Source organism: Mesorhizobium sp. M0030 (assembly GCF_040323695.1).
Classification (GTDB): domain Bacteria; phylum Pseudomonadota; class Alphaproteobacteria; order Rhizobiales; family Rhizobiaceae; genus Mesorhizobium.
Window position 1 is genome coordinate 123,041 of record NZ_JAMYVE010000010.1, and the last position, 12,218, is coordinate 135,258.

Sequence of the window (12,218 nt, forward strand, 5' to 3'; positions counted from 1 at the left end):
CCGGATTCGCGGTTAACCGTTCCCTCAATCTACAACCAAAGATGGTCTTAGCCCATAGACGCGTTGCAGGAGGCGTTTGGATAGGGCGGCAACTGTGCGATCTCACCGCTGCATGAAAAAGGCGCAATCGCCCCGGAATTATCCCACGATCCAGCAATGCCCCGGGGAGCTGGCATGATCGCGATTACCCGTCGAACCGCGCTGCAGTTCGGTCTGTTGTGCCTGGCGGTGCCCGCCGCCCGGGCGCAGGAAAATCCAGCCGCTCCGAACTGGCGCAGCAAATTGGTCGAAGCCGCGCGTGAGCAGATCGGCATCACCACCTTCTACGACCCGACCTATGTCCGCCTCGGCTATCCCGGCGGCGACGTCGCGCCGGATCGAGGCGTGTGCACGGATGTCATCGTGCGCGCCTATCGCCGCGCCTTCAATCTCGACCTGCAGAAACTGGTGCATGAGGATATGGCCGCCAATTTCGCCGCCTATCCCAAGACCTGGGGCCTGAAAGCGACCGACCGCAACATCGACCACCGACGGGTCGGCAATCTTGCCGCTTTTTTCGGGCGCAACGGAGTTTCCTTGCCCGCCAGCGAGTATCCTCCCGACTTTCAGCCGGGCGATATCGTCACCCAGATGCTGCCCGGCAACCTGCCGCACATCGTCATCGTCTCTTCCGAACGCACGGCGGACGTGCCGGAACGAGCGCTGGTCATCCACAATATCGGGTCGGGCGCCCGCGAGGAGGACACGCTGTTCGCCTTCAAGCAGACCGGGCATTACCGCTTCGCGCCTGCGTGAGAAACTCAGCCGAAATGAACCACCGCCTGCGCCTTGTGCGCCGCCTCGACCACCGCCAGCGCCGTCATATTGACGACGCCGCGCGACGTCACCGACGGCGTCAAAATATGCGCCGGCTTGTCGGTGCCAAGCAGGATCGGACCGACATGCAGCGCATCCATCATCGTGCGCAGCGCGGTCAGCGTGATGTTGGCGGAGTCGAGGTTGGGGAACACCAGGAGATTGGCTTCGCCCTTCAGCCGCGAATGCGGATAGACGCGCTGGCGCAGATGCTCCGACAGGGCTGAATCGGCATGCATCTCGCCGTCGCATTGCAGGTCGGGCGCAACGCGCGCCAGGATCGCCGCTGCCTGCCGCATCTTCAGCGCGCTGGGAGAATCGCGCGAGCCGAAATCCGAATGCGACAGCAGCGCCGCCTTCGGCTCGATGCCGAAGCGCTGGATTTCCTCCGCCGCCAATATGGTCATTTCGGCGATTTCCTCGGCCGTCGGGTCGACCGAGACATGGGTGTCGGTGAGGAAGATGATGCCGCGCTGCGAGATCAGCATCGACAGCGTCGACAGGTCGCGGTCCTTGACGCCCGCGCGTGGTCCGATGACCAGCGTCACATTGCGCAGATGCCGCTCGAAACGGCCCTCGAGGCCGCAGATCATGGCGTCGGCATCGCCGCGTTTGAGGGCCAGTGCCGCAATCACCGTGTTGTCGGTGCGCACCATGGTGCGCGCGGCCTCCGTCGTCACGCCGCGCCGGCCGGCAAGCTCGATCAAAAGGTCGACATAATGGCGGTAGCGCGGATCGTCTTCCGGGTTGATCAGGCCGAAATCGACGCCCGGCTTGATACGCAGGCCGTAGCGCTTCAGCCTGACCTCGATGACGTGCGGGCGGCCGATCAGGATCGGCTCGGCAATGCCTTCCTCCAGCACCACCTGGGCTGCGCGCAGCACGCGCTCGTCCTCGCCGTCGGCATAGATGACGCGCTTGGCGTTCGAAGCTTTGGCCGAGGAAAACACCGGCTTCATCACCAGGCCGGAGCGGAAGACGAAGCGGTTGAGCTGGTCGATATAGGCGGCGAAGTCGGTGATCGGCCGGGTCGCGACGCCGGTGTCGCAGGCAGCCTTGGCCACCGCCGGCGCGATGCGCAGGATCAGGCGGGGATCGAAGGGCGAGGGGATCAGGAAGTCGGGTCCGAAGATCGGCGTCTCGCCGGAATAGGCGCGGGCGGCGACGTCGGATGGTTCCTCGCGGGCAAGGGCAGCAATCGCCCTGACCGCGGCCATCTTCATCTCCTCGTTGATGGCGCTGGCGCCGCAGTCCAGCGCACCGCGGAAGATGTAAGGAAAACAAAGCACGTTGTTGACCTGATTGGGAAAATCGGAACGGCCGGTGCAGATCATCGCGTCGGGACGGGCGGCGCGCGCGACCTCCGGCATGATCTCGGGATTGGGGTTGGCCAGCGCCAGGATCAACGGCTTAGGCGCCATATGATCAAGCAATTCCGGCTTCAGCACGCCGGCGGCCGACAGGCCGAGAAAAACGTCGGCGCCAGGGATCACATCGGCCAGCGTGCGCGCCTCGGTGTCCTTCACATAGGGGTCTTTCCAGCGATCCATCTCGTCGGTGCGGCCCTTGTAGGCGACGCCGAAGCGGTCGGTGACCCAGATATTCTCTACCTTGGCGCCAAGCGAGACCAACAGGTTGAGGCAGGCGAGCGCTGCCGCACCGGCGCCTGAGGTGACGATCTTGATGTCGGAAATGGTCTTGCCGGCGAATTCCAGCCCGTTGAGCACGGCGGCGGCGACGATGATGGCGGTGCCATGCTGGTCGTCATGGAAGACGGGAATGCCCATGCGGGCCTTCAACTGCGCCTCGACCTCGAAGCATTCGGGCGCCTTGATGTCCTCGAGATTGATGCCGCCGAAAGTCGGCTCCAGCGCCGAGATCGTCTCGACCATGCGCTCTATGCCCGGCGCGTCGATCTCGATGTCGAAGACGTCGATGCCGGCGAATTTCTTGAACAGCACCGCCTTGCCTTCCATCACCGGCTTGGAGGCGAGCGGGCCGATATTGCCGAGCCCGAGAACGGCCGAGCCGTTGGAGACGACGCCGACCAGATTGGCGCGCGCTGTATAATCGGCCGCGGTTGCCGGATTGTCGCGGATTTCGAGGCAGGGCGCGGCAACACCCGGCGAATAGGCCAACGCCAGGTCGCGCTGGTTGCCGAGCGGCTTGGTCGCCTGGATCTCGAGCTTTCCCGGCCTTGGATGCTTGTGGAAGTAGAGGGCGGCTTCGTCGAGGTCCGAACGTGCCGTTTTCTTGTTCTCGCCTTCCATGCGGCCGCTCCCTCAAACCTGCTTTGCAGCCTTTTAGCACGCAAAAATGGTTTTTCGCGACGCCAAATGACGCAAGCGCGGCTAAAACAACCCGGTCCGGAAAGATCGAACTATTTCAAATGATTGCGCTGAAATCCTGCCGATTATCCATCGAGCCCTTCAGAACGCGCTGACATAGAGGCCGCCATCGACGGGGATGTTCTGGCCGGTGAGATAACCGGCATGGACCGAGCACAGAAAGGCGCAGATCTGGCCGAACTCTTCCGGCGTGCCGAGCCGCTTGGCCGGAACGTCGGCGCTGATGCGGGTCTTGCGCGCTGCGGCCGCTGCCGGGTCTTCCATCGTGCCGGCCTCATGCGGGCCGCGCAGCCGGTCTGTGTCGAGCTTGCCCGGCAGCAGGCTGTTGATGGTGACGTTGCGGTCGATCACCGTGCGCGCCACGCCGGCCAGGAACGAGGTCAGCCCGGCTCGCGCGCCGGACGACAGATCGAGGCCGGGAATCGGGACGTAGACCGACAGCGAGGTGATGTTGACGATGCGGCCGAAGCCGCGCATGGCCATGCCGTTGATGACGGCCTGCACCAGTTCGATCGGCGTCACCATGTTCTGCGTCACGCCTTCGAGGATCTTTGCGCGGTCGAGTTCGCGGAATTCGCGCAAGGGCGGGCCGCCATTGTTGTTGACCAGGATATCCGGGTCGGGGCAGGCGGCTAGGATCGCCTTCTGCACGTCGGGCTTCGAGACGTCGCCGACGATCTCGGTCACCTTCACGCCGTAGCGTTCGCGCAGTTCGGCTGCGGTTTTTGCCAGCAGCTCGGCATTGCGGCCGTTGACGACGAGATCGCAGCCGGCCTCGGCCAGCGCCATGGCGCAGCCGCGGCCCAGCCCCTTGCTCGATGCGCAGACGATGGCCTTCTTGCCCTTGATGCCGAGATCCATGACGATTTTCTCCTGTGATTGGCGCGGCACGCTAGCCCTTTGGCTGGCCCAATCGCAACCGTCATACGGTTGTTGCATGAATCGGGGCATAGCCTGCGCGAAAGCAACGGTGACGATCTGATGTCCGGTACAGAAACCCGCACTTTCCGCAGCATGTTCATATCCGACCTGCATCTCGGATCGAAGGCGGCCAAGGCCGAGTTCCTGATCGATTTCCTGCGGTATCACGACGCCGATATCATCTATCTCGTCGGTGATATCGTCGACGGCTGGCGGCTGCGGCGCAGCTGGCACTGGCCGCAGAGCCACAATGACGTCGTCCAGAAACTGCTGCGCAAGGCCCGCAAGGGCACCTCGATCACCTATATCGCCGGCAATCACGACGAATTCGCGCGCCAGTTCCAAGGCGTGCATTTCGGCGGCATCGTCGTTGCCGACCGCGCCATCCACGAAACCGCCGATGGCAGGCGCCTGCTGGTCATCCATGGCGACCAATTCGACACCGTCGTCCACAATGCGCGCTGGCTGGCCTATCTCGGCGACTACGCCTATGACGCCGCGATGCTGGTCAACCGCGTGGTGACGAAGCTCCGCCATTTGCTGGGTCTCCCTTACTGGTCGTTCTCGTCCTGGGCTAAGGTCAAGGTCAAGAAGGCGGTCAACTTCATCGGCTCGTTCCAGACCGTGCTGACCGAGGAGGCCCGCCGCTCGCATGTCGACGGCGTCATCTGCGGCCACATCCATCACGCCGCGATCGAGACTTATGAGAATGTGCAGTACATCAACACCGGCGACTGGGTGGAGAGCTGCACGGCGGTGGTCGAACATTTCGATGGCAAGATGGAGATCATCCACTGGGCGCTGGTGCTGCCCGAAGTACCGGACGAGCCGTTCATCCCCTTGCTGATCGAAGACAGGGTCGTCGAAGCGGCATAACCCTCCTGTTAATCGACTGGTCCAGGCAGTTTCGGACCGCTTTCGCGCATGTTAAGGGATCGATCTGCGTTGCAGCCCTTTGTGCAGCGTAATTGGATCGATTCATGTCGCTGCCGCCGCTCTCGCCTGAACAACTCGTCAAACCGCGCCATTTCGAACTGCGTATGAGCCTGATCTTCGCGACATTGTTCGTGTCGCTGGGAACGCATGTGCCTTATTTCCCGCTGTGGCTGCATGCCCAGGGTTTCCACGCCGAGCAGATCGCCATCATCCTGGCGGCGCCGATGTTCCTGCGCGTGGTGACGACGCCGCTGCTGACCGCGCTGGCGGACCGGGCGAAGGACAGGGCCGATGTCTATATTGCGCTGGTGGCCGCGACGATGGTGCTTTCCGCCGGCTATTTCCTCAACCCGACCTACGCCATGGTGCTTGCCGTATCGCTGGCGCTGACGGTGGTGTGGACGCCGCATTCGCCGATCGCCGATTCGCTCGCACTGTCGGGTGTGCGCCGCTTCGGCTCGAACTACACCGCGATGCGCAAATGGGGCTCGATTTCCTATCTCTGCGCCAATGTCGCAGGCGGCTTTATCCTCGCCTGGACGAGCCCGCAGGCCGTGCCGGTAATCATCTTTGCGGCATTGTCTGCCGCGCTCGTCGCCGGATTGCTGGCGCCGCGGCTTGGCCGCCCGCGCCGGGCTTCGCCGCTATCGGCCGCCGACATCCAGCATCAGGCGCCGAGCCTTCTCAATCGGTATTTCCTGTATTTCACCCTCGGCGTCGGCATCATCACCGCCAGCCATGCCTTCCTCTACGGCTTTGTCTCAATCTACTGGAAATCGGTCGGCATCAGCGATTCCGTCGTTGGCCTGCTGTGGGCCTGGGGCGTGGTGGCCGAGGTCTGCATGTTCGTGTTTTTCAACCGTATTTTTGCCTCCGTCTCAGTCGTCAAGGTGATGCTGATCGCCGGCGTCGGCTCCATCGTGCGCTGGATCGCCTTTCCGTTGATCTGGCCACTCGGGCTTGGCGTTGCCGGTTTCTTCGGCGTGCAGACCCTGCATTCGGTGTCGGTGGCGATGGTGTTGATCGGCCTGCAGAAGATGATCGGCGAAACGGTTTCGGAAGAACGCACGGGTGCGGCGCAAGGTATTGCCTATTTCTTCAACGGCTTCTTCATGGCGGCGGTGACGCTGGCGTCCGGCCCGCTTTATGAGCGCTACGGCGTCGACGGCTTCCTGGCGATGATCCCGATCGCCATCATCGGCCTGGCGCTGATCGGGCTCGCCGCGCGTTCAGCCCCACAGCATCCTGTCAGGCGGTGACACCAGCGACCCCTGGTAGACGAGCCCGGGCTGGCGGTCGCGGGCAAGCAGCAGCGGGCCGTCGAGGTCGACGAACTCGGCGCCCTGTGCAAGCAACACAGCCGGCGCCATCGCCAGCGACGTGCCGACCATGCAGCCGACCATCACGCCGAATCCCAGCTCCCGGGCGCGGTTGCGAAGGGTAAGGGCGGCGGTCAGGCCGCCGGATTTGTCGAGCTTGATGTTGACGGCGTCATAGAGGCCGACAAGCGCTTCGAGGTCCTTCGCCTCGTGGACGCTTTCGTCTGCGCAGATCGGCACCGGATGCGCGATGTGGCGCAGGATGGCATCATGGCCGGCGGGAAGCGGCTGTTCGATCAGGGCTATGCCATGTTCGGCGGCGAAAGCGAGATTCTCGATGATGTTGGCATCGGTCCAGCCTTCATTGGCGTCGAGGATGATGCGGCTGTCGGGCGCCGCTTCGGTCACGGCGCGGATGCGGGCCAAGTCGTTGTCGCCGCCGATCTTGACCTTGAGCAGCGGCCGCCCGGCATTGGCGCGGGCTTGCGCCGCCATTGCCTCCGGCTCGCCCAGCGACAGCGTGTAGGCCGTCTCCAGCGCCGACAAGGGCACAACGTGGATGGCGTCGGCGACCGCAACGCCGCTGATCTTGGCCTCCAGGTCCCACAAGGCGCAATCGATGGCGTTGCGGGCAGCACCCGCCGGCATCGCATCGAGCAGTTCCTTGCGGCTGATGCCGCCTTCTATCTGCCGGCGCATGGCCTCGGTGGCGTCGCGCACCCCCTCCATGGTCTCGCCATAGCGCTTGTAGGGGACGCATTCGCCCCATCCGCGATTGTCCCCATCGCTGATCGTGCAGGTAATGACTTCGGCTTCGGTCTTCGACCCGCGCGAGATGGTGAAGGTGCCGGCAATGGGAAAACGCTCGGCCTCAACCGAAATGACACGCGCCATAATTTTCTGCTCCGGCTATGCGACAACGCGTCGTCGGCAAATCGACAGGTACGACCCGTCAGGCTAAACAGGACGCCATGTTGACCATCGGCAAACGCGACGCAAGCGGCAACGCCGCCAAGGAGGCCGACCACCAGCCCCGCGTTGCGGTCGGCGAGGAGGGCGGCGTCCTCGGCTGCGCTTTCTCCGGCATCTGGACGACGACGACAGTGGCGCTGATCGACGCCGAGATGCGCAAGATCGAGCAGCGCAAAGGCTTCCAGACGCTCGCTTTGGATCTTTCCCACATCGAGAAGATGGACACCGCCGGAGCCTGGCTGATCGATCGCCTGGTCAGTGTCTTCGAAAAGAAGGGTGTCGTGATCAAGATGCAGGGGCAAAGCGATGTCGCCTCGATCCTGCTCGGCGCCGTTGGCGAAGCTGTCCGGCGCGAGCCCGAATCGCGCGGCGTCCGGCGCCCCAACATCATCCTCCGCGGGCTGGAGGCGGTCGGCCGCCGCATCTATGAGATGCGCGACGATTTCCTCGCCTCGATGAACATCCTCGGCGCCACCATCGGCGGCGCCCAGATGAAGCTCGGGCGCGGCCATGCCATCAATCCGGCGGCGATCTTCAACCAGATCGATCGCATGGGTGTCGGCGCCATCCCCGTGGTGGTGCTGATGTCGGCGATCGTCGGCGCCATCGTCGCCCAGCAGGGCGCCTACCAGCTCAACTATTTCGGCGCCAACATTTTCGTTGTCGATCTGGTCGGCGTGCTGATCCTGCGCGAGCTCGGCGTGCTGATGACCGCCATCATGATCGCCGGCCGTTCCGGCAGCGCCATCACCGCCGAGATCGGCTCGATGAAGATGCGCGAGGAGGTCGACGCGCTGAAGGTCATCGGCCTCAACCCGATCGGCGTGCTGGTGTTTCCGCGCCTGGTGGCGCTGGTGATCGCGCTGCCCTGTCTCACCATCGTCGCCAATTTTGCCGCTCTTGGCGGCGGCATCCTAGCCGCCTGGCTTTATTCCGGTATTGCGCCGACGGCCTTCATCGACCGGCTGCGCGGCGCGATCGATATCAGCACCATCTTCGCCGGGCTGATCAAGGCGCCGTTCATGGCCATGATCATCGGCACCATTGCTTCCGTAGAAGGCATGAAGGTCGGCGGCAGCGCCGAATCGCTGGGGCTGCACGTCACCGCCTCGGTGGTGAAGTCGATCTTCGTCGTCATCATCCTCGATGGCCTTTTCGCCATCTTCTACGCGTCGATCGAGTTCTGACATGATGCGCAGAAACTCAAAGGCGACCAAGGCTGTGCAGGGAATGGAAGAAGACGATATCGTGCTGTCGGTGCGCGATATCACCGTTTCCCTGGACGACAAGCTGATCCTCGACAAACTGGCGCTCGACATCAAGCGCGGCGAAATCCTCGGTTTCGTCGGCGCCTCGGGCGCCGGCAAATCGGTGCTGCTGCGCACGATTCTCGGCCTGCTGCACAAGCAGTCCGGCACGATCAAGCTGTTTGGCCTCGACCTCGAAAAGGCCAGCGACATCGAGCGGTTGCGCATCGACATGCGCCTTGGCGTGCTTTTCCAGCACGGCGCCCTGTTTTCGGCGTTGACCGTGCAGGAAAACGTGCAGGTGCCGATGCGCGAATATCTCGATCTGCCGAAGAAACTGATGGACGAGCTGGCCTTGCTCAAGATCGAACTGGTCGGCCTGCCGCCGGACGCCGCGCAAAAATTTCCCTCGGAGCTTTCGGGCGGCATGATCAAGCGCGCCGCCCTGGCGCGGGCGCTGGCGCTCGACCCCGACATCGTCTTCCTCGACGAGCCGACTTCCGGCCTCGACCCGATCAGCGCGTCCGAATTCGACGAACTGGTGGTCAAGCTGCGCGATACAATGGATCTGACGGTCTATATGGTGACGCACGATCTCGACACGCTGTTTACCGCTTGCGACCGCGTGGCGGTGCTCGGCAACAAGAAAATCCTGGTCGAAGGCACGATCGACGACATGCTGAAAAGCGAAGAACCGTGGGTCAAATCCTATTTCCGCGGAAAACGCGCTCGGCAACTTGATCTTGCCGCGCGCGCATAGACATAAGTGGGGCAATGGAAACCAGAGCCAACTACGTAATTGTCGGCATTTTCACCCTGGCTGCAATCCTGGCGGCGTTCGGGTTCGTCTATTGGACCGCCCAGATCGGTGATCGCGGCGAGACGGCGGAGCTGCGCGTGCGCATTCAGGGTTCGGCCTCCGGCCTCGGCCCCGGCAGTCTGGTGCTGTTCAACGGCGTCAAGGTCGGGGTGGTCAAGCGCGTCTATTTCGACCGCAATGACCCGAATGCCGCCATTGCTACGACCGAGATCGACCAGACAACGCCGCTCACCAAATCGACGCAGGCCGATATCGGCATCGCCAGCCTTGCCGGCCAGGTCAACATCGAATTGAAGGGCGCCGATCCAAAGGAACCAAATCTGCTGGAAGAGGCGGCAAAGGAAGGCAGGACCGCCGAGATCATCGCCAATCCATCGGCGGTCACCAACCTGCTGCAGACGGCGCAGAATATCTTCACCCGTGCCGACAAGGTGCTTTCCGAACTCGAAGGTTTCACCAGGGATGTGCGCGGGCCGCTGACCCAGACCGTCAAGAACGCCCAGACATTTTCCGATGCGCTGGCCAGGAATGCCGATGGCATCGACAAGTTCCTGACCGCCGTCAGCGCGCTGTCGGACGAGTTGAAGGGTGTTTCCGGCAAGCTCGACGGCACACTGAAGGCTGCCGAAGGCCTGCTCAATGCCGTCGACAAGGACAAGATCAAGAGCATCGTCGCCAATGTGGACGCCGTCACCGCCAATCTGAAGGAGACCAGCGGACAGCTCGACGGCGTGATCAAGAACGTCGATACCGCGGTCGGCTCGGTCAACGATTTCGCCAAGCGCACGCAAGGCACGCTGGCAAAGGTCGACAATGTGCTCGACGGCATCGATCCGGCACAAGTGCGCGTGGCGCTCGCCAACATTCAGAAGGCCAGCGAAAATGCCAACAAGGCCGCCGCCGACATCGCCCAGGTGACTGACAAGTTCGCCGACCGGGCCGACGACATCGACGAGACGATCAAGGACGCCAAACAGCTTGCGTCGCGCCTCAACGATGCCTCGGTGCGCGTCGACGGCATCCTGAAAAGGGTCGATACGCTGCTCGGTTCGGGCCAGGCCGACGGCGTCATGGCCGATGCCAGGGACACGCTGAAGTCGTTCAAGCAGGTCGCCGACACGCTGAACGCCCGGCTTGGCACGATCACCGACAATATTACGCGCTTCTCGGGCCAGGGCCTGTCGAATGTCGAGGCGCTGGTCCAGGACAGCCGGCGTTCGATCAGCCGCATCGAAGAGGCGGTGACCGATCTCAGCCGCAACCCGCAGCGCATCCTGTCGGGCGGCGACGGCGAGGTCCGGCAGTTCGATGGCAGGGCACGGCGTTGACTTCCCTGCCCGCCCGCAGCAATTACATGGACCGCGGATGCGGATTCATCATACGATCCGGGGACAGTGGGGATCACGCGTGACGTTCGGGTTGGGTGGGTATAGATCGGCAGTCGTTTTGCTTGGCTTGACGCTGGCTGGTTGCGCGGCATTGGGAGGCAAGCCGGCGCCGCTCGATACGTTCGAGCTGTCCGCCCCGTCGATCGACGCCCGTGGCCACAGCCGCCGCCAGATCCTGATCGCCCAGCCCTCCGCGCTCAAGGCGCTGGACAGCCAGAACATCGTCATCAAGCCGTCAGATCGCTCGATCCAGTATCTCAAGGGCGCGCAATGGGCCGACCGGCTGCCGCTGATCGTGCAGGCGAGGCTCGCCGAAACCTTCCAGCGCTCCGGAAGCTTTGCCGGCGTCGGCAAGCCGGGCGAGGGGCTGGCGATCGACTACCAGGTGATCGTCGAGATCCGCTCCTTCGAAGTCCGCGTCAATGGTGGCGAGCATGCCGAGGTCAATCTCTTCGTGCGCATCCTGAACGACCGCAACGGCGAGGTGCGCGCCTCGAAGAGCTTCACCGCATCCGCTCCCGTCTCGGGCAGCGGCAATCCGGCCTATGTCAGCGCGCTCGACAGCGCCTTCGGCGAGGCGGCGAAGGATATCGTGAGCTGGACGGACTCGGTGATCTGAGCGAACCCGGCGAGGCGCTTGAGACCCAGGAACCTTAGCCGCCTGCCAGACGGTTGGTGACCAGTTCTGCCTTCATCCAGTGGGTTTCACTCTGGACATGTCCTGCCCGTACATATTTGCCCATTCGAATGGGCATGTCTGCCTCAGCAAATGCTTCGGCAACCCTAGCCACAAAGCCTTCTTGCTTGGCCTTATCCAGGGACGCAGCCAGATTATCGAAGAGGTTGGGGCTGAAAGGCCCACGATAGAGCGTGGGAACAGGAGTGATGCCCAGTTCCTCAAACCGGGCCAGGGTCAAATCCCACGGTTGAATCTCGGTCCCGATGATCCATGCAAAGCCAAGAAAAAATGACGGCAGCGCATCATACGCAACCGAATGTCGGGCATAGAGGTTCTCGCCGACAATCCGTTCATCGTCAGCAAGTTGCGGTGAAACATTTGCTGCAAATGCCTTCAGCCAGTCTCGGGATGGATGATAACGGCTATCGGGACTGCGCGCGTGAGAGCCATCGCGATGAAGGGTTGTGTTCTCTCCATCCATCTTCTCGGTGACCACAAGATCAGCCACCCTTAGTCCTTCAAGCGACGCCATGACCTTGTCGTCGCTGGTGGCTCCGACCGATATCGGCAGATGAAAAGTGCGACCGTATTTCCTCATGCTGGAGGCATAGCTTGCAGCCCATCGCGCCAGCAAGGGCAGCCTGAGTTCTTTGCGCTCGTCATTGTTCGATCCATGACAAACGAAAAAGGCGGGAAATTTCCCGCCTTTTTCATTTTGATGCAGCAATCGTAG

General features: G+C 62.8%; 11 protein-coding genes. 7 read left to right on the forward strand and 4 right to left on the reverse strand.

Going from position 1 to position 12,218, the window contains the following annotated elements; all coding sequences use genetic code 11:
- Positions 1-174: 174 nt before the first annotated feature.
- Positions 175-795 carry a DUF1287 domain-containing protein gene (locus NKJ80_RS20475; protein ID WP_352498207.1) on the forward strand — a complete coding sequence of 207 codons (621 nt, stop codon included), beginning with the start codon at positions 175-177 and terminating at the stop codon, positions 793-795.
- Positions 796-800: 5 nt separating this feature from the next.
- On the opposite strand, the gene NKJ80_RS20480 is transcribed toward NKJ80_RS20475, so the two are convergent.
- Together NKJ80_RS20480 and NKJ80_RS20485 are read right to left on the reverse strand one after the other, a co-directional pair.
- Complete coding sequence (locus NKJ80_RS20480; protein WP_023825089.1) at positions 801-3,125, reverse strand: NADP-dependent malic enzyme; 2,325 nt, start codon at positions 3,123-3,125, stop codon at positions 801-803.
- A 159-nt stretch (positions 3,126-3,284) separates the two neighbouring features.
- Positions 3,285-4,064 (reverse strand): SDR family oxidoreductase, encoded by a 780-nt coding sequence (locus tag NKJ80_RS20485; protein ID WP_352498208.1) that lies wholly within the window; start codon positions 4,062-4,064, stop codon positions 3,285-3,287.
- A 120-nt stretch (positions 4,065-4,184) separates the two neighbouring features.
- Here NKJ80_RS20485 and NKJ80_RS20490 point away from each other — a divergent pair, with 120 nt between their 5' ends.
- Together NKJ80_RS20490 and NKJ80_RS20495 are read left to right on the forward strand one after the other, a co-directional pair.
- On the forward strand, positions 4,185-5,000 hold the full coding sequence (locus tag NKJ80_RS20490; protein ID WP_023684940.1) for a UDP-2,3-diacylglucosamine diphosphatase: 816 nt from the start codon (positions 4,185-4,187) through the stop codon (positions 4,998-5,000).
- Between the two features lie 104 nt (positions 5,001-5,104).
- Positions 5,105-6,319 (forward strand): MFS transporter, encoded by a 1,215-nt coding sequence (locus tag NKJ80_RS20495; protein ID WP_023684941.1) that lies wholly within the window; start codon positions 5,105-5,107, stop codon positions 6,317-6,319.
- Here NKJ80_RS20495 and dgcA read toward each other — a convergent pair.
- On the reverse strand, positions 6,290-7,273 hold the full coding sequence (dgcA, locus tag NKJ80_RS20500; RefSeq protein WP_023684942.1) for an N-acetyl-D-Glu racemase DgcA: 984 nt from the start codon (positions 7,271-7,273) through the stop codon (positions 6,290-6,292). The genes NKJ80_RS20495 and dgcA overlap by 30 nt on opposite strands.
- Before the next feature lie 77 nt (positions 7,274-7,350).
- Between dgcA and NKJ80_RS20505 the strand changes: the two genes are divergently transcribed.
- Genes NKJ80_RS20505 through NKJ80_RS20520 form a run of 4 tightly spaced genes read left to right on the forward strand, consistent with a single transcriptional unit; the run spans position 7,351 to position 11,425 of the window.
- A complete protein-coding gene (locus tag NKJ80_RS20505; RefSeq protein ID WP_352462340.1) occupies positions 7,351-8,538 on the forward strand; it encodes an MlaE family ABC transporter permease in 1,188 nt (395 codons plus the stop codon).
- 1 nt (position 8,539) lies between these two features.
- On the forward strand, positions 8,540-9,358 hold the full coding sequence (locus tag NKJ80_RS20510) for an ABC transporter ATP-binding protein (protein ID WP_023726892.1): 819 nt from the start codon (positions 8,540-8,542) through the stop codon (positions 9,356-9,358).
- Positions 9,359-9,372: 14 nt separating this feature from the next.
- Positions 9,373-10,746 carry an MlaD family protein gene (locus NKJ80_RS20515; protein WP_352498209.1) on the forward strand — a complete coding sequence of 458 codons (1,374 nt, stop codon included), beginning with the start codon at positions 9,373-9,375 and terminating at the stop codon, positions 10,744-10,746.
- 37 nt (positions 10,747-10,783) lie between these two features.
- Positions 10,784-11,425 carry an ABC-type transport auxiliary lipoprotein family protein gene (locus tag NKJ80_RS20520; protein WP_502902212.1) on the forward strand — a complete coding sequence of 214 codons (642 nt, stop codon included), beginning with the start codon at positions 10,784-10,786 and terminating at the stop codon, positions 11,423-11,425.
- Between the two features lie 34 nt (positions 11,426-11,459).
- Here NKJ80_RS20520 and NKJ80_RS20525 read toward each other — a convergent pair whose 3' ends face one another.
- Positions 11,460-12,212, reverse strand: a complete 753-nt coding sequence (locus tag NKJ80_RS20525; RefSeq protein ID WP_245260146.1) for an RNA ligase family protein — start codon at positions 12,210-12,212, stop codon at positions 11,460-11,462.
- Between the last annotated feature and the right edge of the window lie 6 nt (positions 12,213-12,218).

Coding starts and splice junctions, on each gene's coding strand:
- NKJ80_RS20475 (WP_352498207.1), top strand. CDS start 175: ATGATCGCGATTACCCGTCGAACCGCGCTGCAGTTCGGTCTGTTGTGC.
- NKJ80_RS20480 (WP_023825089.1), bottom strand. CDS start 3,125: ATGGAAGGCGAGAACAAGAAAACGGCACGTTCGGACCTCGACGAAGCC.
- NKJ80_RS20485 (WP_352498208.1), bottom strand. CDS start 4,064: ATGGATCTCGGCATCAAGGGCAAGAAGGCCATCGTCTGCGCATCGAGC.
- NKJ80_RS20490 (WP_023684940.1), top strand. CDS start 4,185: ATGTCCGGTACAGAAACCCGCACTTTCCGCAGCATGTTCATATCCGAC.
- NKJ80_RS20495 (WP_023684941.1), top strand. CDS start 5,105: ATGTCGCTGCCGCCGCTCTCGCCTGAACAACTCGTCAAACCGCGCCAT.
- dgcA (WP_023684942.1), bottom strand. CDS start 7,273: ATGGCGCGTGTCATTTCGGTTGAGGCCGAGCGTTTTCCCATTGCCGGC.
- NKJ80_RS20505 (WP_352462340.1), top strand. CDS start 7,351: ATGTTGACCATCGGCAAACGCGACGCAAGCGGCAACGCCGCCAAGGAG.
- NKJ80_RS20510 (WP_023726892.1), top strand. CDS start 8,540: ATGATGCGCAGAAACTCAAAGGCGACCAAGGCTGTGCAGGGAATGGAA.
- NKJ80_RS20515 (WP_352498209.1), top strand. CDS start 9,373: ATGGAAACCAGAGCCAACTACGTAATTGTCGGCATTTTCACCCTGGCT.
- NKJ80_RS20520 (WP_502902212.1), top strand. CDS start 10,784: ATGCGGATTCATCATACGATCCGGGGACAGTGGGGATCACGCGTGACG.